This window comes from Caballeronia sp. dw_276 (assembly GCF_018449635.1).
Taxonomy (GTDB): domain Bacteria; phylum Pseudomonadota; class Gammaproteobacteria; order Burkholderiales; family Burkholderiaceae; genus Caballeronia.
The window spans coordinates 16781-35637 of sequence record NZ_JAAVUV010000018.1; the positions used below are offsets into that span (position 1 = coordinate 16781).

At 56.9% G+C, this 18857-nt stretch carries 31 protein-coding genes and 1 pseudogene; all 32 read left to right on the plus strand.

All coding sequences use genetic code 11. The features are described from left to right. Nucleotides 1–113: 113 nt before the first annotated feature. The 32 genes and pseudogenes from rpsG to rplQ all read left to right on the plus strand — a co-directional run bounded on the left by rpsG (nucleotide 114) and on the right by rplQ (nucleotide 18781). Nucleotides 114–584, plus strand: a complete 471-nt coding sequence (gene rpsG, locus HB633_RS28425; RefSeq protein ID WP_031361587.1) for a 30S ribosomal protein S7 — start codon at nucleotides 114–116, stop codon at nucleotides 582–584. A 133-nt stretch (nucleotides 585–717) separates the two neighbouring features. After that, nucleotides 718–2820: an elongation factor G gene (gene fusA, locus HB633_RS28430; RefSeq protein WP_213781497.1), complete on the plus strand. Its 2103-nt coding sequence runs from the start codon at nucleotides 718–720 to the stop codon at nucleotides 2818–2820. Between the two features lie 52 nt (nucleotides 2821–2872). Continuing rightward, a complete protein-coding gene (gene tuf, locus HB633_RS28435) occupies nucleotides 2873–4063 on the plus strand; it encodes an elongation factor Tu (RefSeq protein WP_213781494.1) in 1191 nt (396 codons plus the stop codon). A 138-nt stretch (nucleotides 4064–4201) separates the two neighbouring features. Next, on the plus strand, nucleotides 4202–4513 hold the full coding sequence (gene rpsJ, locus HB633_RS28440; protein ID WP_056355405.1) for a 30S ribosomal protein S10: 312 nt from the start codon (nucleotides 4202–4204) through the stop codon (nucleotides 4511–4513). Nucleotides 4514–4697: 184 nt separating this feature from the next. Continuing rightward, nucleotides 4698–5357 carry a 50S ribosomal protein L3 gene (rplC, locus tag HB633_RS28445; RefSeq protein ID WP_213781498.1) on the plus strand — a complete coding sequence of 220 codons (660 nt, stop codon included), beginning with the start codon at nucleotides 4698–4700 and terminating at the stop codon, nucleotides 5355–5357. Continuing rightward, nucleotides 5357–5977 (plus strand): 50S ribosomal protein L4, encoded by a 621-nt coding sequence (rplD, locus tag HB633_RS28450; protein WP_047845336.1) that lies wholly within the window; start codon nucleotides 5357–5359, stop codon nucleotides 5975–5977. The genes rplC and rplD overlap by 1 nt, the downstream gene beginning before the upstream one ends. Next, on the plus strand, nucleotides 5974–6288 hold the full coding sequence (rplW, locus tag HB633_RS28455) for a 50S ribosomal protein L23 (RefSeq protein WP_031361581.1): 315 nt from the start codon (nucleotides 5974–5976) through the stop codon (nucleotides 6286–6288). The genes rplD and rplW overlap by 4 nt, the downstream gene beginning before the upstream one ends. Before the next feature lie 2 nt (nucleotides 6289–6290). Beyond that, on the plus strand, nucleotides 6291–7118 hold the full coding sequence (gene rplB, locus HB633_RS28460) for a 50S ribosomal protein L2 (RefSeq protein ID WP_056355410.1): 828 nt from the start codon (nucleotides 6291–6293) through the stop codon (nucleotides 7116–7118). Between the two features lie 10 nt (nucleotides 7119–7128). Beyond that, nucleotides 7129–7404 (plus strand): 30S ribosomal protein S19, encoded by a 276-nt coding sequence (rpsS, locus tag HB633_RS28465; protein WP_031361579.1) that lies wholly within the window; start codon nucleotides 7129–7131, stop codon nucleotides 7402–7404. Between the two features lie 12 nt (nucleotides 7405–7416). Beyond that, nucleotides 7417–7746, plus strand: coding sequence for a 50S ribosomal protein L22 (gene rplV / locus HB633_RS28470; protein WP_031361578.1), 330 nt, complete (start codon nucleotides 7417–7419; stop codon nucleotides 7744–7746). 11 nt (nucleotides 7747–7757) lie between these two features. After that, nucleotides 7758–8570, plus strand: a complete 813-nt coding sequence (gene rpsC, locus HB633_RS28475; RefSeq protein WP_047845338.1) for a 30S ribosomal protein S3 — start codon at nucleotides 7758–7760, stop codon at nucleotides 8568–8570. Between the two features lie 2 nt (nucleotides 8571–8572). Then, on the plus strand, nucleotides 8573–8989 hold the full coding sequence (gene rplP / locus HB633_RS28480; RefSeq protein WP_031361576.1) for a 50S ribosomal protein L16: 417 nt from the start codon (nucleotides 8573–8575) through the stop codon (nucleotides 8987–8989). Nucleotides 8990–8998: 9 nt separating this feature from the next. Further along, nucleotides 8999–9193: a 50S ribosomal protein L29 gene (rpmC, locus tag HB633_RS28485; RefSeq protein WP_047845339.1), complete on the plus strand. Its 195-nt coding sequence runs from the start codon at nucleotides 8999–9001 to the stop codon at nucleotides 9191–9193. Continuing rightward, nucleotides 9190–9462, plus strand: a complete 273-nt coding sequence (gene rpsQ, locus HB633_RS28490; protein ID WP_056355415.1) for a 30S ribosomal protein S17 — start codon at nucleotides 9190–9192, stop codon at nucleotides 9460–9462. Before rpmC ends, rpsQ begins: the two co-directional genes overlap by 4 nt. A 288-nt stretch (nucleotides 9463–9750) precedes the next feature. After that, nucleotides 9751–10119, plus strand: a complete 369-nt coding sequence (rplN, locus tag HB633_RS28495; RefSeq protein ID WP_006052212.1) for a 50S ribosomal protein L14 — start codon at nucleotides 9751–9753, stop codon at nucleotides 10117–10119. 9 nt (nucleotides 10120–10128) lie between these two features. Then, nucleotides 10129–10437: a 50S ribosomal protein L24 gene (gene rplX, locus HB633_RS28500; RefSeq protein WP_056355419.1), complete on the plus strand. Its 309-nt coding sequence runs from the start codon at nucleotides 10129–10131 to the stop codon at nucleotides 10435–10437. Between the two features lie 13 nt (nucleotides 10438–10450). After that, nucleotides 10451–10990, plus strand: coding sequence for a 50S ribosomal protein L5 (gene rplE, locus HB633_RS28505; RefSeq protein WP_035933066.1), 540 nt, complete (start codon nucleotides 10451–10453; stop codon nucleotides 10988–10990). A gap of 7 nt (nucleotides 10991–10997) precedes the next feature. Then, nucleotides 10998–11303: a 30S ribosomal protein S14 gene (rpsN, locus tag HB633_RS28510; RefSeq protein WP_031361570.1), complete on the plus strand. Its 306-nt coding sequence runs from the start codon at nucleotides 10998–11000 to the stop codon at nucleotides 11301–11303. Nucleotides 11304–11317: 14 nt separating this feature from the next. After that, on the plus strand, nucleotides 11318–11713 hold the full coding sequence (rpsH, locus tag HB633_RS28515) for a 30S ribosomal protein S8 (protein WP_031361569.1): 396 nt from the start codon (nucleotides 11318–11320) through the stop codon (nucleotides 11711–11713). Nucleotides 11714–11732: 19 nt separating this feature from the next. After that, nucleotides 11733–12266, plus strand: a complete 534-nt coding sequence (gene rplF, locus HB633_RS28520; protein WP_056355422.1) for a 50S ribosomal protein L6 — start codon at nucleotides 11733–11735, stop codon at nucleotides 12264–12266. Between the two features lie 12 nt (nucleotides 12267–12278). Continuing rightward, the gene (rplR, locus tag HB633_RS28525) at nucleotides 12279–12644 is read left to right on the plus strand and encodes a 50S ribosomal protein L18 (RefSeq protein WP_056355425.1); all 366 of its coding nucleotides are present in this window, start codon (nucleotides 12279–12281) and stop codon (nucleotides 12642–12644) included. A gap of 14 nt (nucleotides 12645–12658) precedes the next feature. Beyond that, a complete protein-coding gene (gene rpsE, locus HB633_RS28530) occupies nucleotides 12659–13177 on the plus strand; it encodes a 30S ribosomal protein S5 (RefSeq protein WP_031361566.1) in 519 nt (172 codons plus the stop codon). Nucleotides 13178–13191: 14 nt separating this feature from the next. Then, complete coding sequence (rpmD, locus tag HB633_RS28535) at nucleotides 13192–13374, plus strand: 50S ribosomal protein L30 (protein WP_056355429.1); 183 nt, start codon at nucleotides 13192–13194, stop codon at nucleotides 13372–13374. 29 nt (nucleotides 13375–13403) lie between these two features. After that, nucleotides 13404–13838 carry a 50S ribosomal protein L15 gene (gene rplO, locus HB633_RS28540; RefSeq protein WP_062000486.1) on the plus strand — a complete coding sequence of 145 codons (435 nt, stop codon included), beginning with the start codon at nucleotides 13404–13406 and terminating at the stop codon, nucleotides 13836–13838. Between the two features lie 41 nt (nucleotides 13839–13879). Next, a complete protein-coding gene (gene secY / locus HB633_RS28545) occupies nucleotides 13880–15226 on the plus strand; it encodes a preprotein translocase subunit SecY (protein WP_056355435.1) in 1347 nt (448 codons plus the stop codon). Between the two features lie 62 nt (nucleotides 15227–15288). After that, nucleotides 15289–15363: pseudogene (gene infA / locus HB633_RS28550) on the plus strand (translation initiation factor IF-1); the annotation flags it as partial. A gap of 20 nt (nucleotides 15364–15383) precedes the next feature. Continuing rightward, the gene (gene rpmJ / locus HB633_RS28555) at nucleotides 15384–15500 is read left to right on the plus strand and encodes a 50S ribosomal protein L36 (RefSeq protein WP_004199844.1); all 117 of its coding nucleotides are present in this window, start codon (nucleotides 15384–15386) and stop codon (nucleotides 15498–15500) included. A gap of 41 nt (nucleotides 15501–15541) precedes the next feature. After that, nucleotides 15542–15907, plus strand: a complete 366-nt coding sequence (gene rpsM, locus HB633_RS28560) for a 30S ribosomal protein S13 (protein WP_047845347.1) — start codon at nucleotides 15542–15544, stop codon at nucleotides 15905–15907. A 26-nt stretch (nucleotides 15908–15933) separates the two neighbouring features. Further along, a complete protein-coding gene (rpsK, locus tag HB633_RS28565; RefSeq protein ID WP_006052224.1) occupies nucleotides 15934–16338 on the plus strand; it encodes a 30S ribosomal protein S11 in 405 nt (134 codons plus the stop codon). Between the two features lie 158 nt (nucleotides 16339–16496). Further along, nucleotides 16497–17120, plus strand: coding sequence for a 30S ribosomal protein S4 (gene rpsD / locus HB633_RS28570; RefSeq protein WP_056355438.1), 624 nt, complete (start codon nucleotides 16497–16499; stop codon nucleotides 17118–17120). Between the two features lie 124 nt (nucleotides 17121–17244). Then, on the plus strand, nucleotides 17245–18222 hold the full coding sequence (gene rpoA, locus HB633_RS28575; protein WP_047845349.1) for a DNA-directed RNA polymerase subunit alpha: 978 nt from the start codon (nucleotides 17245–17247) through the stop codon (nucleotides 18220–18222). A gap of 163 nt (nucleotides 18223–18385) precedes the next feature. Beyond that, nucleotides 18386–18781 (plus strand): 50S ribosomal protein L17, encoded by a 396-nt coding sequence (gene rplQ, locus HB633_RS28580; RefSeq protein ID WP_056355441.1) that lies wholly within the window; start codon nucleotides 18386–18388, stop codon nucleotides 18779–18781. Nucleotides 18782–18857 lie beyond the last annotated feature (76 nt).

An 18857-nucleotide genomic window follows, 5' to 3' on the forward strand; every position in this document is an offset into this window, starting at 1 on the left:
GGTGCTGTCGAGTAAGTGGTCACCCGGCCAAGCTGGTTAGTCGATAGATAGATCGGGTTAGTTGGTGACCGTGGAGCTGAAATCGCTCCAACTGAAAAATCAAAGGAAGAATCATGCCGCGTCGTCGCGAAGTCCCCAAACGGGACATTTTGCCGGATCCGAAATTCGGCAACGTAGATGTAGCCAAGTTCATGAACGTGATCATGCTGTCGGGCAAGAAGTCGGTTGCCGAGCGTATCGTTTATGGTGCTTTTGAACAGATCCAGACCAAGGGTGGCAAGGACCCGCTGGAAGTGTTCACGGGTGCGCTCAACAACGTGAAGCCGGTTGTGGAAGTGAAGAGCCGCCGCGTTGGTGGTGCGAACTATCAAGTTCCAGTGGAAGTGCGTCCGTCGCGTCGTATGGCATTGGCGATGCGTTGGTTGCGCGAAGCTGCGAAAAAGCGCAGCGAGAAGTCGATGGCTCTGCGTCTCGCAGGTGAGCTTTCGGAAGCCGCGGAAGGCCGTGGCGGCGCGATGAAGAAGCGCGACGAAGTTCACCGGATGGCAGAAGCCAACAAGGCGTTCTCGCACTTCCGCTTCTAAGGCTGAATTTAGGCCTCCCGACCTGGGACGAACGGAAAACCTCCGGGCGGGTGCGCTTACAAAGCGCCTCGCCCGTTTGTGTTAGGGCGTGACTGGCATGTGCTGGTTGCGTCGACCCAATTAAGGATTCAAAGTGGCTCGCAAGACACCTATCGAGCGCTACCGCAATATCGGTATTAGCGCTCACATCGATGCCGGCAAGACGACGACGACCGAACGCATTCTGTTTTACACAGGCGTGAATCACAAGATCGGTGAAGTTCACGACGGCGCAGCAACGATGGACTGGATGGAGCAGGAGCAGGAGCGCGGCATCACCATTACGTCGGCAGCAACGACGGCCTTCTGGAAAGGCATGGCTGGCGACCGCCCCGAGCACCGCATCAACATCATCGACACCCCGGGACACGTCGACTTCACTATTGAAGTTGAACGTTCCATGCGCGTGCTCGACGGTGCGTGCATGGTCTACTGCGCTGTGGGCGGTGTTCAGCCCCAGTCGGAAACCGTATGGCGCCAGGCCAACAAGTACAAGGTTCCCCGTCTCGCGTTCATCAATAAGATGGACCGTACCGGCGCGAACTTCTTCAAGGTCTACGACCAGCTCAAGCTGCGTTTGAAGGCAAACCCGGTTCCGGTCGTCGTGCCTATCGGCGCGGAAGACACGTTCACGGGCGTTGTCGACCTGATCAAGATGAAGGCGATCATTTGGGATGAAGCGTCCCAAGGCACCAAGTTCGCGTACGAAGAAATCCCGGCAGCGCTCAAGGATACGTGCGACGAATGGCGTGAAAAGATGGTTGAAGCTGCGGCTGAGTCCAACGAAGAAATGATGAACAAGTACCTCGAAACGGGCGAATTGTCCGAAGAGGAAATCGTGAAGGGTCTTCGCGACCGCACGATCGCTTGCGAAATCCAGCCCATGTTGTGCGGCACCGCGTTCAAGAACAAGGGCGTGCAACGTATGCTGGACGCTGTGCTCGACTTCCTGCCGTCGCCAATCGACATTCCGCCGGTTTTGGGCGAGCTTGAAGATGGCGAGCGTGCTGAACGTCGCGCTGCTGACGACGAAAAGTTCTCCGCACTCGCGTTCAAGATCATGACCGACCCGTTCGTCGGCCAGTTGATCTTCTTCCGCGTGTATTCGGGCACGACCAAGTCGGGCGACACGCTGCTGAACGCGACCAAAGACAAGAAGGAACGTCTCGGCCGTATTCTGTTGATGCACGCGAACCAGCGCGAAGAAATCAAGGAAGTGCATGCAGGCGACATCGCTGCTGCAGTTGGCTTGAAAGACGCGACCACTGGCGATACGCTCTGCGATCCGGCGCATCCGATCGTTCTCGAGCGCATGATTTTCCCGGAGCCGGTGATTTCGCAGGCTGTGGAACCGAAGACCAAGCCTGACCAGGAAAAGATGGGCCTCGCGCTCAACCGCCTGGCTCAGGAAGATCCGTCGTTCCGCGTTCAAACCGACGAAGAGTCGGGGCAGACCATCATTTCGGGTATGGGCGAGCTGCACCTGGAAATTCTGGTTGACCGCATGCGTCGCGAATTCGGCGTTGAAGCAACTGTCGGCAAGCCGCAGGTTGCGTATCGCGAAACGATCCGCGGCAAGGCGGAAGACGTTGACGGCAAGTTCGTCAAGCAGTCGGGCGGTCGCGGTCAGTATGGCCACGCTGTCATTACGCTTGAGCCGAACGAGCAAGGTAAGGGCTACGAGTTCCTGGACGAGATCAAGGGCGGCGTGATTCCGCGCGAGTACATCCCGGCTGTGGACAAGGGTATCCAGGAAACGCTGAAGGCAGGCGTGCTGGCTGGCTTCCCGGTGGTCGACGTGAAGGTGCACCTGACCTTCGGTTCGTACCACGACGTCGACTCGAACGAAAATGCGTTCCGCATGGCAGGTTCGATGGCGTTCAAGGAAGCAATGCGCCGTGCAAACCCGGTTATTCTCGAGCCGATGATGGCCGTGGAAGTCGAAACGCCGGAAGACTACATGGGCAACGTGATGGGCGACCTGTCGAGCCGTCGCGGTATTGTCCAGGGTATGGAAGACATGATCGGCGGCGGCAAGATCGTGCGCGCTGAAGTCCCGCTGTCGGAAATGTTCGGCTACTCGACGTCGCTGCGTTCGGCGACGCAAGGTCGCGCTACGTACACGATGGAATTCAAGCATTATTCGGAAGCGCCGCGTAACGTGTCTGAAGCGATCATCAACGCGAAATCCAAGTAATTCGGCAGGCCAAAAGTCTTTAACCGATTAACAAATTTGAAAGAAGGTAATCATGGCAAAAGGTAAATTCGAACGGACCAAGCCGCACGTCAACGTAGGCACGATTGGTCACGTCGACCACGGCAAGACCACGCTGACGGCAGCAATCGCAACGGTGTTGTCGAAGAAGTTCGGCGGCGAAGCGAAGGCATATGACCAGATCGACGCGGCGCCGGAAGAAAAGGCACGTGGTATCACGATCAATACGGCCCACGTCGAGTACGAAACGCAAGCGCGTCACTACGCGCACGTTGACTGCCCGGGTCACGCCGACTATGTGAAGAACATGATTACGGGTGCAGCGCAGATGGACGGCGCAATCCTGGTGTGTTCGGCTGCAGACGGTCCGATGCCGCAAACGCGTGAGCACATCCTGTTGGCTCGCCAGGTTGGCGTGCCGTACATCATCGTGTTCTTGAACAAGTGCGACATGGTGGACGACGCCGAGTTGCTGGAACTTGTCGAAATGGAAGTGCGTGAGCTTCTGTCGAAGTACGATTTCCCGGGCGACGACACGCCGATCATCAAGGGTTCGGCCAAGCTGGCGCTGGAAGGCGATACGGGCGAGCTGGGCGAAGTAGCGATTCTGAACCTGGCCGATGCGCTGGACACGTACATCCCGACGCCGGAGCGCGCAGTGGACGGCACGTTCCTGATGCCGGTGGAAGACGTGTTCTCGATCTCGGGTCGCGGCACGGTGGTGACGGGTCGTATCGAGCGCGGTATCGTGAAGGTCGGCGAAGAAATCGAAATCATCGGTATCAAGCCGACGGTGAAGACGACGTGCACGGGCGTGGAAATGTTCCGCAAACTGCTGGACCAAGGTCAAGCGGGCGACAACGTGGGTATTCTGTTGCGCGGCACGAAGCGTGAAGACGTGGAGCGGGGTCAAGTGTTGGCCAAGCCGGGTTCGATCACGCCGCACACGCACTTCACGGCTGAAGTGTATGTGCTGAGCAAGGACGAAGGCGGTCGTCACACGCCGTTCTTCAACAACTATCGTCCGCAGTTCTACTTCCGTACCACGGACGTGACGGGTTCGATCGAGTTGCCGAAGGACAAGGAAATGGTCATGCCGGGCGACAACGTGTCGATCACGGTGAAGCTGATTGCACCGATCGCCATGGAAGAAGGTCTGCGCTTCGCTATCCGTGAAGGCGGTCGTACCGTCGGCGCCGGTGTCGTGGCCAAGGTTCTCGAGTAAAATCCTAAGCTTGCTCTAAAAAGCTGTAGTTTTTAGTCGTGCCCGGAGCCGGGCGCACGTGCCTTACGCGTGCTCGGCTCCTTGCTCTTTTACCAAATCGACGGTGCAACACCGTCTCGCTCTTTTCAAGGAATTGTCATGGCAAACCAGAAAATCCGCATTCGCCTGAAGGCTTTCGACTATCGTCTGATCGATCAATCGGCAGCAGAAATCGTCGATACGGCCAAGCGGACTGGCGCAATCGTACGTGGTCCGGTGCCGTTGCCGACCCGTATCCAACGTTTTGACATTTTGCGTTCGCCGCACGTCAACAAGGCGTCGCGCGATCAGCTTGAAATCCGTACGCACCAGCGCTTGATGGACATCGTCGACCCGACGGACAAGACCGTTGATGCGTTGATGAAGCTCGACCTGCCGGCTGGCGTCGACGTCGAAATCAAGTTGCAGTGAGTTTCACCGCGCCGCTCTCGCGAGGAGCAGCGCTAAGTCTTTGATTGCTTGCGGAAAACGAAAAGCCTTGTTATACTCCAAGGCTTTTCGCGCATTTGCGCAAAAAAGTCGGTGTGATTCTTAGGAATTGACCGGCATTTTGTAAATCAGCCCCGACCAATCGCAGTTGGGAATGGAGAAAACGATGAGCCTTGGACTCGTAGGTCGCAAGGTTGGCATGACCCGTATCTTTACGCCTGAAGGGGATTCGATTCCCGTCACCGTACTGGACGTGTCGGACAACCGAGTGACGCAGATCAAGTCTGTAGAAACGGATGGTTACATCGCCGTTCAAGTAGCATTCGGTACTCGCCGCGCATCGCGCGTGACGAAGCCGCTGGCAGGTCACCTTGCCAAAGCCGGCGTTCAAGCTGGTGAAGTTCTCAAAGAATTCCAAATCGATTCCACGAAGGCTGCCGAGTTGTCGAACGGTACCGTGATCGGTACGGACATCTTCGAAGTGGGCCAGAAGGTCGACGTGCAAGGCGTGTCGATCGGTAAGGGCTACGCCGGTACCATCAAGCGTCACAACTTCGCTTCCGGCCGTGCATCGCACGGTAACTCGCGTTCGCACAACGTTCCGGGTTCGATCGGTATGGCGCAGGATCCGGGTCGTGTTTTCCCGGGTAAGCGCATGACGGGTCACATGGGCGACGAAACGGTTACGGTGCAAAACCTCGTGATCGCTCGTATCGACACTGACCGTCATCTGTTGCTGGTCCGTGGCGCTGTTCCTGGCGCTAAGGGCGGCAAGGTCTTCGTGACGCCGGCTGTCAAGGCACGCGCTGTGAAAGGAGCGAAATAATGGAACTTAAGCTCCTGAGCGCCAATGGTCAGGAAGGCACGGGTGTGAACGCATCGGACGTCGTGTTCGGTCGCGATTACAACGAAGCGCTGATCCATCAGGTCGTCACGGCCTATCAAGCCAACGCACGTAGCGGTAACCGCGCGCAGAAGGATCGTGAGCAAGTCAAGCACACGACCAAGAAGCCGTGGCGCCAAAAGGGTACGGGCCGCGCTCGTGCCGGTATGTCGTCGAGCCCGTTGTGGCGCGGCGGTGGCCGTATCTTCCCGAATTCGCCGGAAGAAAACTTTTCGCACAAGGTCAACAAGAAGATGCATCGCGCAGGCCTCTGCTCGATCTTCTCGCAGCTGGCCCGTGAAGGCCGTATCTCGGTAGTTGACGAGCTCACGCTCGAAGCGCCGAAGACCAAGCTGCTGGCCGAAAAATTCAAGGCAATGGGTCTGGAATCGGTCCTGGTCATCACTGACACGGTCGACGAAAACCTGTACCTCGCGTCGCGCAATCTGGCCCACGTGGCCGTTGTCGAGCCGCGTTACGCCGACCCGCTCTCGTTGATCTACTTCAAGAAGATCCTGATTACGAAGGCTGCGGTCGCCCAGATCGAGGAGTTGCTGTCATGAGCGAGATTCGCAAGAACGATCATCGTTTGATGCAGGTCCTGCTCGCGCCGGTGATCTCCGAAAAGGCGACGCTGGTGGCCGACAAGAACGAGCAAGTTGTGTTCGAAGTCGCGCCCGATGCCACGAAGCAGGAAGTGAAGGCTGCTGTCGAGCTGCTGTTCAAGGTAGAAGTCAATTCCGTCAACGTGCTGGTCACGAAGGGTAAAGCCAAGCGCTTTGGCCGCTTCATGGGCAAGCGCAAGGACGTGAAGAAGGCGTATGTCTGCCTGAAGCCCGGCCAGGAAATCAACTTTGAAGCGGAGGCCAAGTAATCATGGCAATCGTAAAAGTTAAGCCGACTTCGCCGGGTCGCCGCGCGATGGTCAAGGTGGTCAACAAGGATCTGTACAAGGGCAAGCCGCATGCAGCGCTGCTCGACTCACAGTCCGTGACCGCCGGCCGGAACAACTCCGGTCGCATCACGACGCGTCACAAGGGTGGCGGTCACAAGCAACACTACCGTATGGTCGATTTCCGTCGCAACAAGGACGGAATTCCGGCAAAGATCGAGCGTCTTGAGTACGATCCGAACCGTAGCGCGAACATCGCGCTGGTTCTGTACGCAGACGGCGAGCGCAAGTACATCATCGCTCCGAAGGGTGCGACGGTGGGTCAGTCGTTGATGTCTGGTTCGGAAGCGCCGATCCGCTCGGGTAACACCCTGCCGATCCGCAACATTCCGGTCGGTACGACGATTCACTGCATCGAGATGTTGCCGGGCAAGGGTGCGCAAATCGCACGTTCGGCTGGCACTTCGGCAATGCTGCTGGCTCGTGAAGGCACGTACGCTCAGGTTCGCCTGCGTTCGGGTGAAATTCGCCGTGTGCACATCGAGTGCCGCGCGACGATTGGTGAAGTTGGCAACGAAGAGCATAGCCTCCGTCAAATCGGTAAGGCTGGCGCAAACCGCTGGCGCGGTATCCGCCCGACGGTGCGTGGCGTTGCAATGAACCCGGTTGATCACCCGCACGGTGGTGGTGAAGGTAAGACGGCAGCAGGTCGCGATCCGGTCAGCCCGTGGGGAACCCCGGCCAAGGGCTATCGCACCCGCAGCAATAAGCGCACGACGACGATGATCGTTCAGCGCCGTCACAAGCGCTAAGGAGTAAGCAATGGCACGTTCTGTTAAAAAAGGTCCGTTCTGCGACGCTCATTTGCTGAAGAAGGTTGAGGCTGCCGCAGCTGCGCGTGACAAGAAACCAATCAAGACCTGGTCGCGTCGTTCGACGATCCTCCCGGACTTCATTGGTCTGACGATCGCCGTGCATAACGGCCGTCAACACGTCCCGGTTTATGTTTCGGAAAACATGGTCGGCCACAAACTTGGCGAGTTCGCATTGACCCGTACGTTCAAGGGTCATGCAGCCGACAAGAAGGCCAAGAAATAAGGGGCTATCAAGATGGAAGTAAAAGCTATTCATCGCGGTGCCCGCATCTCGGCGCAGAAAACGCGCCTTGTGGCTGACCAGATCCGTGGTTTGCCGGTCGACAAGGCGCTGAACGTTCTGACGTTCTCGCCGAAGAAGGCGGCGGGTATTGTCAAGAAGGTCGTGTTGTCTGCGATCGCGAATGCGGAACACAACGAAGGCGCCGATATCGACGAGCTCAAAGTAACGAGCATCATGGTCGACAAGGCCGCTTCCCTGAAGCGTTTTACCGCGCGCGCCAAAGGCCGCGGTAACCGTATCGAGAAGCAATCCTGTCACATCACTGTGACGGTCGGGAATTAAGGAGCCATACGATGGGACAAAAAATTCATCCGACAGGCTTCCGTCTGGCTGTCAGCCGAAATTGGGCGTCGCGTTGGTACGCGAACAACACCAATTTCGCGTCGATGCTGCAGGAAGACATCGGTGTTCGTGAGTACCTGAAGAAGAAGCTGAAGAACGCTTCGGTTGGTCGGGTGGTCATCGAGCGTCCGGCGAAGAACGCACGTATCACGATTTACAGCTCGCGTCCGGGCGTTGTGATCGGCAAGAAGGGTGAGGATATCGAACTGTTGAAGTCGGAACTGCAACGCCGCATGGGCGTTCCGGTCCACGTCAACATCGAAGAAATCCGCAAGCCGGAAACCGATGCACAGTTGATCGCTGATTCGATCACGCAACAACTCGAGCGCCGGATCATGTTCCGCCGCGCGATGAAGCGTGCGATGCAAAACGCCATGCGTCTGGGTGCTCAAGGCATCAAGATCATGAGCGCGGGCCGTCTCAACGGTATCGAAATCGCTCGTACGGAGTGGTATCGCGAAGGTCGCGTTCCGCTTCACACGCTGCGTGCCGATATTGACTACGCAACCTCGGAAGCGAAGACGACCTACGGCATCATCGGCGTCAAGGTGTGGGTCTACAAGGGCGACACGCTGGGCCGCAACGATGCACCGGTGGTCGAAGAAGTAGCCGAAGACAAGCGTCCGCGCCGCAACGCACGTCCGGGTGGTGATCGCCGTCCGCGTCGTGACGGTGAAGGTGGTGGCCCGGCAAACGCAGGTGCGCGCCGTGGCGCTCCGCGTCGTGCTGGCGGTGCCGGCGGCGACGGGAAGACTGGAGAATAACGATGCTGCAACCGAAACGCAGAAAGTATCGCAAAGAGCAGAAGGGTCGTAACACCGGCAAGGCGACGCGCGGCAACGCAGTGTCGTTCGGTGAATATGGTCTGAAGGCTATCGGTCGCGGCCGTTTGACCGCGCGCCAAATCGAAGCGGCGCGTCGTGCAATGACGCGTCACATTAAACGTGGCGGCCGTATCTGGATCCGCATTTTCCCGGACAAGCCGATCTCGCAAAAGCCGGCTGAAGTACGGATGGGTAACGGTAAAGGTAACCCTGAGTACTACGTCGCAGAGATTCAACCGGGCAAGATGTTGTATGAAATGGACGGTGTTACTGAAGAGTTGGCACGTGAAGCGTTCCGTCTGGCTGCAGCAAAGCTGCCGCTGAAGACGTACTTCGTTTCACGCCAGCTCGGCGCCTAAGGAGCAATGATGAAGGCTTCCGAACTTCACCAGAAAGACCAGGCCGCTCTCAATCAAGAGCTGACGGACCTGCTGAAGGCGCAATTCGGCCTGCGCATGCAACTCGCGACCCAGCAATTGACCAACAACAGTCAATTGAAGAAGGTTCGTCGCGATATCGCTCGTGTGCGGACCGTCCTGACTGAGAAGGCGAACCAGAAATGAACGATAGCGTAAAAACCTCGCTCAAGCGGACGCTGGTCGGCAAGGTCGTCAGCAACAAGATGGAAAAGACGGTCACCGTGCTGGTCGAGCATCGCGTAAAGCACCCGATCTACGGCAAGTACGTCGTACGTTCGAAGAAGTATCACGCTCACGACGACGCGAATACGTATAACGAAGGCGATCTCGTCGAGATCCAGGAAACCCGTCCGATTTCGAAGACGAAAGCCTGGGTTGTGTCGAAATTGCTGGAAGCAGCGCGCGTCATCTAAGCGGTAAAAAGCAACAAAGAAGTGTCGCAGTAACTTTCGCTTGCAAGGCCGAAATTATGCGTTATAATTTCGGTCTTCCCTCTTTGTGGGAGCCCCATCGCGGGCGAAGTAGGTGGGGGAAGCCGGTGCAGGCGCCAAGCTTGTGCTGACAGATTCACCGGATTGCGATGGCGGGTTTCGTCTGCCCTCGCTGCCTGTTCTAACCCAAGCAGCCACCAGGCTGACGGGACCAAGACTGACCGGGTGCGCCATGGTGGCGTAACTGGATTAAGTTGGGAAAGATAAACCATGATTCAGACCGAAACTCGGCTTGAAGTTGCCGACAACACGGGTGCACGTGAAGTGATGTGCATCAAGGTGCTCGGCGGCTCGAAGCGTCGTTACGCTAGCATTGGCGACATCATCAAGGTGACCGTCAAGGAAGCAACGCCGCGCGGACGCGTGAAGAAGGGCGAAATCTACAACGCTGTGGTCGTTCGTACGGCCAAGGGCGTGCGCCGCCAGGACGGCTCGCTGATCAAGTTCGACGGTAATGCCGCCGTACTTTTGAATGCCAAGCTCGAGCCTATCGGTACGCGTATTTTCGGACCGGTTACGCGTGAATTGCGTAGTGAACGATTTATGAAGATCGTTTCGCTCGCGCCGGAAGTGCTGTAAGGAGTCGCGATGAATAAGATTCGCAAAGGTGACGAAGTTATCGTTACCGCTGGCAAAGATAAAGGCAAGCGCGGCGTCGTGCTGTCCGTTGGCGAAGAGCGTGTGACGGTCGAGGGTATCAACCTCGTCAAGAAGCATGTCAAGCCGAACCCGATGAAGGGTACGACGGGCGGCGTAGAAGCCAAGACGATGCCGCTGCATATTTCGAACGTCGCATTGGTCGACGCGAATGGCAAGGCGTCACGTGTGGGCATCAAGGTCGAAGGCGACAAGAAGGTTCGCTTCTTGAAGTCGACCGGTGCCACGCTTAGCGTCTGACGCGGAGTAAAAAATGGCACGTCTGCAAGAATTTTATAAAGAGAAGGTTGTACCCGGCCTCGTTGAGAAGTTCGGCTACAAGTCCATCATGGAAGTGCCGCGCATCACCAAGATCACCCTGAACATGGGTCTTGGTGAAGCCGTCGCCGACAAGAAGATCATCGAAAACGCCGTTGGCGACCTGACGAAGATTGCTGGCCAGAAGCCGGTTATCACGAAGGCACGCAAGGCTATCGCTGGCTTCAAGATTCGTCAGGGCTACCCGATCGGCGCGATGGTTACGCTGCGCGGCCAGGCCATGTACGAATTTCTCGATCGTTTCGTGACGGTTGCGCTCCCCCGGGTTCGTGACTTCCGCGGTGTATCGGGTCGTGCGTTCGATGGTCGCGGCAACTACAACATCGGTGTGAAAGAGCAGATCATTTTCCCCGAGATCGATTACGACAAGATCGACGCGCTTCGTGGGCTGAACATCAGCATCACGACGACCGCGAAGACTGACGATGAAGCGAAGGCACTGCTCGCCAGCTTCAAGTTCCCGTTCAGAAACTGAGGTTACCGTGGCTAAACTGGCACTGATCGAACGTGAAAAGAAGCGTGCACGCCTCGCTGCAAAGTACGCTCCCAAGCGTACGGCGCTGAAGGCGGTCATCGATGACGCGAGCAAGTCGGACGAAGAGCGTTATGCCGCTCGTCTCGAACTGCAACAACTGCCCCGCAACTCGAACCCCACTCGCAAGCGTAACCGCTGCGCGATCACGGGTCGTCCGCGTGGCACGTTCCGCAAATTCGGATTGGCACGCAGCAAGATTCGCGAAATCGCTTTCCGCGGCGAAATCCCTGGCCTGACCAAGGCGAGCTGGTAATAGGAGATACGTAAATGAGCATGAGTGATCCTATCGCCGATATGCTGACTCGCATCCGCAATGCGCAGATGGTTGAGAAAGTGTCGGTGACAATGCCCTCGTCGAAAGTCAAGGTTGCGATTGCGCAGGTTTTGAAGGACGAAGGTTATATCGACGATTTCGCAGTGAAGTCCGAAGGTGCGAAGTCGGAATTGAATATCGCGTTGAAGTACTACGCGGGCCGTCCGGTTATCGAGCGCATTGAACGCGTTTCGAAGCCTGGTCTGCGTGTGTATCGCGGTCGTAACGACATTCCGGTTGTGATGAACGGTCTTGGCGTTGCAATCGTTTCGACGCCCCAGGGTGTGATGACCGACCGCAAGGCGCGCCAGACTGGCGTCGGCGGCGAAGTCCTCTGCTACGTCGCTTAAGCCGAAAAGGAGAAGAAACATGTCTCGAGTAGGTAAAAGCCCGATTACGCTGCCGCAAGGCGCGGAAGTGGCCTTTAGCGGCGAAGTAATCACCGTCAAGGGCCCGCTGGGTACGATTACGCAAGCGGCCAACCCGCTTGTTACGGTAGCAAACGACAACGGCACGCTCAACTTCGCACCGGCTGATGAAAGCCGTGAAGCGAATGCGATGTCGGGCACGATGCGCGCCCTCGTGGCGAACATGGTGAATGGCGTTACGAAGGGTTTCGAGCGCAAGCTGACGCTGGTTGGCGTTGGTTATCGCGCGCAGGCGCAGGGCGACAAGCTGAATCTGTCGCTGGGTTTCTCGCACCCCGTGGTGCACGCGATGCCGGAAGGTGTCAAAGTTGAAACCCCGACGCAAACCGAAATCGTGATCAAGGGGATCGACAAGCAGAAAGTTGGCCAGGTCGCTGCGGAAGTTCGCGGTTACCGTCCGCCGGAGCCCTATAAGGGCAAGGGCGTGCGCTACTTCGGCGAAGTCGTCATCCTCAAAGAAACGAAGAAGAAGTAAGGGTGCGCAATCATGGATAAGACTCAATCTCGCCTGCGCCGCGCTAAACAGACGCGCGTCAAGATCGCTGAGCTGCAGGTCGCACGTCTGGCTGTGCATCGCACGAACACGCATATCTATGCGCAAGTGTTCTCGGCATGCGGCACCAAGGTGCTGGCAAGCGCGTCGACGCTCGAAGCTGAAGTGCGTGCCGAACTGGCCGACAAGACCGGTAAGGGCGGCAACGTCAACGCTGCGATCGCTGTCGGTAAGCGTATTGCTGAAAAAGCCAAGGCTGCCGGCGTCGAATCCGTCGCCTTCGACCGTTCAGGTTTCCGTTACCACGGCCGCGTGAAAGCGCTGGCTGATGCGGCACGCGAAGCCGGACTCAAGTTCTAAGGGAAGAATTCGTCATGGCAAAGATGCAAGCGAATGTGAAGGCTGAAGAACGCGACGACGGCCTCCGTGAAAAAATGATCGCGGTCAATCGCGTGACCAAGGTTGTGAAGGGCGGCCGGATTCTCGGTTTTGCCGCACTGACCGTGGTTGGCGATGGCGATGGCCGCATCGGCATGGGCAAGGGCAAAGCGAAGGAAGTTCCGGTTGCTGTTCAAAAGGCAATGGAACAAGCACGCCGCAACATGTTCAAGGTGCCGTTGAAGAACGGTACGCTGCAACACGAAGTGCATGGTAAGCATGGCGCATCCGCTGTTCTTCTGGCTCCGGCCAAGGACGGTACGGGTGTTATCGCCGGCGGCCCGATGCGCGCAGTGTTCGACGTGATGGGCGTTCAAAACGTTGTGGCGAAGAGCCACGGTTCGACGAATCCGTACAACCTCGTTCGTGCAACGCTCGACGGTCTGCGCAAGCAGTCCACGCCGGGTGACATCGCGGCGAAGCGCGGCAAGTCCGTCGAAGATATTTTGGGCTAAGCCAGGTGGTCACCATGTCTGAAAAAACTGTCAAGGTTCAGCTCGTGAAGAGCCTGATTGGGACCCGCGAAACGCATCGTGCAACGGTGCGTGGTCTGGGCCTGCGCCGACTCAACTCGGTCAGCGAACTGCAGGACACGCCAGCAGTGCGCGGGATGATCAACAAGGTTTCGTACCTTGTTAAAGTCCTCAGCTAAGCGGCTGACCAGGGATCAAGGAGTTGAATATGGATTTGAATAACCTCAAGCCGGCAGAAGGCGCGAAGCACGCAAAGCGTCGCGTTGGCCGCGGTATCGGTTCCGGCCTCGGCAAGACTGCAGGTCGCGGTCACAAGGGTCAGAAATCGCGTTCGGGCGGCTTTCATAAAGTCGGCTTCGAAGGCGGTCAGATGCCTCTGCAACGTCGTCTGCCGAAGCGCGGCTTTAGCTCGCTGACGCGTGAGTTCGTTGGTGAAGTGCGGCTGTCGGATATCGAAAAGCTGCCGGTCGACGAAGTCGATTTGTTGGCTTTGAAGCAAGCCGGTCTGCTCGGCGTGCTCATTACGAGCGCAAAGATCATCAAGACGGGCGAACTGACGCGCAAGATCACGGTAAAGGGCCTCACCGCTACGAAGGGTGCACGTGCTGCGATTGAAGCCGCCGGCGGCTCGTTCGCTGAGTAACGTGCGCGTGTTGTTGTTAGCGAAAGCATCGGAGAAGGTTCTTGGCTAATAGCCCGAGTCTCGCAAAATCCGGTCGAAGCGCTGCGAAGTTCGGCGATCTGCGTCGGCGTGCAATGTTCTTGCTGCTGGCGTTGATCGTCTACCGTATCGGTGCGCATATTCCGGTGCCGGGTATCGACCCGGATCAGCTGGCGAAGCTTTTCCAGAGCCAGTCAGGCGGCATTCTTGGCATGTTCAACATGTTCTCGGGTGGCGCGCTGTCTAGGTTCACGATCTTCGCGCTTGGGATCATGCCGTACATATCGGCGTCGATCATCATGCAGTTGCTGTCGATCGTTTCGCCGCAAATGGAAGCGCTGAAGAAAGAAGGGCAGGCAGGGCAGCGGAAGATCACGCAGTACACGCGTTACTTCACCGTTGTTCTGGCTACGTTCCAGGCCTTTGGTATTGCGGTAGCGCTGGAAAATCAAGCCGGGCTCGTTATCGATCCTGGCATGGTGTTCCGGTTGACGACGGTAGTGACGTTGGTGACGGGCACCATGTTCCTGATGTGGCTGGGTGAGCAGATCACGGAACGCGGACTGGGCAACGGTATCTCGATCATCATTTTCGGCGGTATTGCGGCGGGCTTCCCGAACGCAATCGGTGGTCTCTTTGAACTGGTTCGCACCGGCTCCATGAGCATCATCTCGGCGATCATCATTGTCGTGCTGATTGCGGCGGTTACGTTCCTGGTTGTTTTCATCGAACGCGGCCAGCGCAAGATCCTCGTGAACTACGCCAAGCGTCAGGTCGGAAACAAGATTTACGGCGGTCAGTCTTCGCATTTGCCGCTGAAGTTGAACATGTCGGGTGTGATTCCGCCGATCTTCGCGTCGTCGATCATCCTCTTCCCGGCAACTATCCTGAACTGGTTCAGTTCGGGTACGCGGACCGGATGGTTTGCGAACACGCTGCACAACGTTGCTGAGGCGCTGAAGCCTGGTCAACCGGTGTACGTGTTGCTGTACGCGATGGCGATCGTTTTCTTCTGCTTCTTCTACACCGCGTTGGTGTTCAACAGCAGAGAAACGGCCGACAACCTGAAGAAGAGTGGTGCGTTCGTTCCCGGGATTCGTCCGGGTGATCAGACGGCACGTTATATCGATCGGATCCTCACGCGTTTGACGCTGGCTGGTGCGATCTACATCGTGTTTGTTTGCTTGCTGCCAGAATTCCTGGTGTTGCGTTGGAACGTACCGTTTTACTTCGGTGGAACGTCGCTGCTGATCATTGTGGTGGTCACGATGGATTTCATGGCGCAGGTGCAGTCCTACGTTATGTCGCAACAGTATGAATCGCTGCTCAAGAAGGCGAACTTCAAAGGCAGCAACGTCCCGATGCGCTAAACAAGGACGATGGTCGGAGACGGCATGAGTTGAAGGTGGCTCTGCCGTTCACCGTCACATATCCCGGCGCCAAGGTAACGGTTGAGTTGACCCCTTACGATCTGTCTCGTACACGGATCGTGTTACGGGCGAAGTGATTTGAAAAAAGGGTAATATCATGAAAGTGATGGCATCGGTTAAGCGCATTTGCCGCAATTGCAAGATCATCAAGCGCAAGGGCGTTGTGCGCGTGATTTGCAGCTCTGATCCGCGCCACAAACAGCGTCAAGGCTGAACGCCGCGCTTTTGCTTGCGCTTTTTGTTTGAGGAAAAACAATGGCTCGTATCGCAGGGGTTAACATCCCGAATCACCAGCATACTGAAATCGGCCTCACGGCAATTTTCGGTGTAGGCCGCACGCGCGCTCGCAACATTTGCGTGGCGTCTGGTGTGGAGTTTTCGAAGAAGGTCAAAGACCTCACTGACGCAGACCTCGAAAAGCTGCGAGAAGAAGTGGGTAAGTTCATCGTAGAAGGCGACCTGCGTCGCGAAGTGACGATGAATATCAAGCGCCTGATGGACTTGGGCTGCTACCGTGGCGTTCGCCATCGCAAGGGCTTGCCCATGCGTGGACAGCGCACGCGTACGAATGCCCGTACCCGTAAGGGTCCGCGTCGTGCAGCGCAATCGCTGAAGAAGTAAGCGGAATATAGTTACAGGAAAACGTAATGGCTAAGGCTTCGAACAACTCCGCGGCGCAACGCGTTCGCAAGAAGGTCAAGAAGAACGTCGCCGAGGGCGTGGTTCACGTTCACGCGTCGTTCAACAACACCATCATCACGATCACCGATCGCCAGGGCAATGCACTCGCCTGGGCAACGTCGGGTGGCCAGGGCTTCAAGGGTTCGCGTAAATCGACCCCGTTTGCAGCCCAGGTCGCAGCTGAATCGGCTGGCCGCGTGGCGATGGAATACGGCGTGAAGAACCTCGAAGTGCGGATCAAGGGCCCCGGCCCTGGCCGTGAATCGGCGGTGCGTGCGCTGCATGGTCTTGGCATCAAGATCACCGCAATCTCCGACGTGACACCGGTTCCGCACAACGGTTGCCGTCCGCCGAAGCGTCGTCGTATCTAAGGCGTCGCGTAACGCTTTGACCTGTTGACGCTCGCGCGTCGACAGGTTGCTTGCGTTATGAAATCTGCGTTAAGAATACTGACTAAGCCCACCGTTCGATCCACCGAGTTCGAACTAGCGCGAATGTACTTCGCGTGATCAATTACTAAGGATGCAAAGTGGCACGTTATACCGGTCCTAAAGCCAAGCTGGCCCGCCGTGAAGGCACTGATCTTTTCCTGAAGAGCGCACGCCGTTCGCTCGCCGACAAGTGCAAGCTCGACAGCAAGCCGGGTCAGCATGGTCGTACCTCGGGCGCTCGTACGTCTGACTACGGCACGCAGTTGCGTGAAAAGCAAAAAGTTAAGCGTATTTACGGGGTGCTCGAACGTCAGTTCCGCCGTTACTTCGCTGAGGCTGATCGCCGCAAGGGCCCGACGGGTGAAAACCTGCTGCAATTGCTCGAATCGCGTCTCGACAACGTCGTGTACCGCATGGGCTTCGGCTCGACGCGCGCTGAAGCGCGTCAGCTGGTCGGCCACAAGTCGATCACGGTGAACGGTGTAGTGAACAACATCCCGTCGATGCAAGTTAAGGCAGGCGACGTGGTTGCTGTTCGCGAACAGTCGAAGAAGCAAGTGCGTATTCTGGAAGCGCTGAACCTGGCTGAGCAAGGCGGAATGCCGAGCTGGGTTACGGTCGATGCCAAGAAGTTCGAAGGCACGTTCAAAGCCATGCCGGATCGCGCTGACATTGCAGGCGATATCAACGAAAGCCTGATCGTCGAATTGTATTCGCGTTAATCGGATTAGCGGCCGGGGCACCCTGATTGCGGAAGGCAAGGGGTTGCCTCGGCTGTTTATTTTCGGGTTGTCACCGGTCAGCCTTATCGGCGTAACGAGCCGAGGGTATTGAAAAGGAAAACCTATGCAAACCAGTTTGTTGAAGCCCAAGATTATTGCAGTCGAATCGCTTGGCGACAGCCACGCGAAAGTGGTCATGGAGCCGTTCGAACGGGGCTATGGTCACACCTTGGGTAACGCGCTTCGGCGCGTGCTGCTGTCGTCGATGATTGGTTATGCGCCGACCGAAGTGACGATTGCAGGCGTCGTGCATGAATATTCTACGCTCGACGGCGTGCAAGAAGATGTGGTCAACCTGCTGCTGAATTTGAAGGGCGTCGTTTTCAAGCTGCATAACCGCGATGAAGTCACGGTTACGCTTCGCAAGGAAGGCGAAGGCGTTGTTACGGCTGGGGATATTGAACTCGCGCACGATTGCGAAGTCATCAATCCGGGTCACGTGATTGCGCATCTTTCGAAGGGCGGCAAGCTCGACGTTCAGATCAAGATTGAAAAGGGCCGCGGCTATGTGCCGGGCAATGTGCGTCGCTACGGCGAAGATTCGGCGAAGATCATTGGCCGTATCGTGCTGGACGCATCGTTCTCGCCGGTTCTGCGTGTGAGCTATGCCGTTGAAAGCGCTCGCGTTGAGCAGCGTACCGACCTCGACAAGCTCGTGATGAACATCGAAACCAACGGTGTGATTTCGCCCGAGGAAGCAATTCGTCAGTCAGCACGTATTCTGGTTGACCAGTTGTCGGTGTTCGCGGCTCTGGAAGGCACGGAAGCAGCGGCAGAAGCACCGTCGCGCGCGCCGCAGATCGATCCGATCCTTCTGCGTCCGGTTGATGATCTCGAACTCACGGTTCGCTCCGCGAACTGCCTGAAGGCCGAGAACATCTATTACATCGGCGATTTGATCCAGCGCACGGAAAACGAATTGCTGAAGACGCCTAACCTCGGTCGCAAGTCGCTGAACGAGATCAAGGAAGTTTTGGCATCGCGTGGTTTGACGCTGGGTATGAAGCTCGAAAACTGGCCGCCGGCTGGTCTCGACAAGTAATGTTCAGGCTGTAGGCTTGACTGGCAAAGATGCGGATTTTCCTTTAAAATCCGCATCTTGCTTTTTCTACGACCGGCCCGTGCGCTCGTGAGTTGTCTTATAAGGCGCTCAAGAGACGTAATAGAAGAGCTGGATCTAAACTTGATTAATCTGGAAATTCAAAATGCGCCATAAACATGGTTTGCGGAAACTGAACCGCACGAGCAGCCACCGTCTGGCTATGCTCCGTAATATGTCGAACTCGCTGATCGAGCACGAAGTCATCAAGACGACGCTGCCGAAAGCCAAAGAACTCCGTAAAGTCGTCGAGCCGCTGATCACGCTCGGCAAGAAGCCGTCGCTGGCAAATCGTCGTCTGGCGTTCAACCGCCTGCGCGACCGTGATTCTGTCGCAAAGCTGTTCGACGTGCTCGGTCCGCGTTACGAAACGCGTCCGGGTGGCTACCTGAGCATCCTGAAGTTCGGCTTCCGTCAAGGCGACAATGCGCCGATGGCGCTGGTCATGCTGATGGATCGTCCGGAACTCGCTGAAGCTGACGACGTGCAAGAAGCTGAATAAGTTTCAGAGCGTTTGTCGAATAAAAAAGCCAAGCCTTGCTTGGCTTTTTTTACGTCGGTCGGTGGGCGAAGGGCGC

Bases quoted from the DNA above. Each gene is read 5' to 3' on its own strand.
- rplV (WP_031361578.1), top strand. From the start codon at position 7,417: ATGGAAGTAAAAGCTATTCATCGCGGTGCCCGCATCTCGGCGCAGAAA.
- rplF (WP_056355422.1), top strand. From the start codon at position 11,733: ATGTCTCGAGTAGGTAAAAGCCCGATTACGCTGCCGCAAGGCGCGGAA.
- rplQ (WP_056355441.1), top strand. From the start codon at position 18,386: ATGCGCCATAAACATGGTTTGCGGAAACTGAACCGCACGAGCAGCCAC.
- rpmD (WP_056355429.1), top strand. From the start codon at position 13,192: ATGTCTGAAAAAACTGTCAAGGTTCAGCTCGTGAAGAGCCTGATTGGG.
- rpsG (WP_031361587.1), top strand. From the start codon at position 114: ATGCCGCGTCGTCGCGAAGTCCCCAAACGGGACATTTTGCCGGATCCG.
- rpmC (WP_047845339.1), top strand. From the start codon at position 8,999: ATGAAGGCTTCCGAACTTCACCAGAAAGACCAGGCCGCTCTCAATCAA.
- rplR (WP_056355425.1), top strand. From the start codon at position 12,279: ATGGATAAGACTCAATCTCGCCTGCGCCGCGCTAAACAGACGCGCGTC.
- rplP (WP_031361576.1), top strand. From the start codon at position 8,573: ATGCTGCAACCGAAACGCAGAAAGTATCGCAAAGAGCAGAAGGGTCGT.
- rplO (WP_062000486.1), top strand. From the start codon at position 13,404: ATGGATTTGAATAACCTCAAGCCGGCAGAAGGCGCGAAGCACGCAAAG.
- rpsE (WP_031361566.1), top strand. From the start codon at position 12,659: ATGGCAAAGATGCAAGCGAATGTGAAGGCTGAAGAACGCGACGACGGC.
- rplC (WP_213781498.1), top strand. From the start codon at position 4,698: ATGAGCCTTGGACTCGTAGGTCGCAAGGTTGGCATGACCCGTATCTTT.
- rpsQ (WP_056355415.1), top strand. From the start codon at position 9,190: ATGAACGATAGCGTAAAAACCTCGCTCAAGCGGACGCTGGTCGGCAAG.
- rpoA (WP_047845349.1), top strand. From the start codon at position 17,245: ATGCAAACCAGTTTGTTGAAGCCCAAGATTATTGCAGTCGAATCGCTT.
- rpsM (WP_047845347.1), top strand. From the start codon at position 15,542: ATGGCTCGTATCGCAGGGGTTAACATCCCGAATCACCAGCATACTGAA.
- rpsS (WP_031361579.1), top strand. From the start codon at position 7,129: ATGGCACGTTCTGTTAAAAAAGGTCCGTTCTGCGACGCTCATTTGCTG.
- rplN (WP_006052212.1), top strand. From the start codon at position 9,751: ATGATTCAGACCGAAACTCGGCTTGAAGTTGCCGACAACACGGGTGCA.
- rpsJ (WP_056355405.1), top strand. From the start codon at position 4,202: ATGGCAAACCAGAAAATCCGCATTCGCCTGAAGGCTTTCGACTATCGT.
- rplD (WP_047845336.1), top strand. From the start codon at position 5,357: ATGGAACTTAAGCTCCTGAGCGCCAATGGTCAGGAAGGCACGGGTGTG.
- tuf (WP_213781494.1), top strand. From the start codon at position 2,873: ATGGCAAAAGGTAAATTCGAACGGACCAAGCCGCACGTCAACGTAGGC.
- rplE (WP_035933066.1), top strand. From the start codon at position 10,451: ATGGCACGTCTGCAAGAATTTTATAAAGAGAAGGTTGTACCCGGCCTC.
- rpsH (WP_031361569.1), top strand. From the start codon at position 11,318: ATGAGCATGAGTGATCCTATCGCCGATATGCTGACTCGCATCCGCAAT.
- rplX (WP_056355419.1), top strand. From the start codon at position 10,129: ATGAATAAGATTCGCAAAGGTGACGAAGTTATCGTTACCGCTGGCAAA.
- rplW (WP_031361581.1), top strand. From the start codon at position 5,974: ATGAGCGAGATTCGCAAGAACGATCATCGTTTGATGCAGGTCCTGCTC.
- rpmJ (WP_004199844.1), top strand. From the start codon at position 15,384: ATGAAAGTGATGGCATCGGTTAAGCGCATTTGCCGCAATTGCAAGATC.
- rpsK (WP_006052224.1), top strand. From the start codon at position 15,934: ATGGCTAAGGCTTCGAACAACTCCGCGGCGCAACGCGTTCGCAAGAAG.
- rplB (WP_056355410.1), top strand. From the start codon at position 6,291: ATGGCAATCGTAAAAGTTAAGCCGACTTCGCCGGGTCGCCGCGCGATG.
- rpsC (WP_047845338.1), top strand. From the start codon at position 7,758: ATGGGACAAAAAATTCATCCGACAGGCTTCCGTCTGGCTGTCAGCCGA.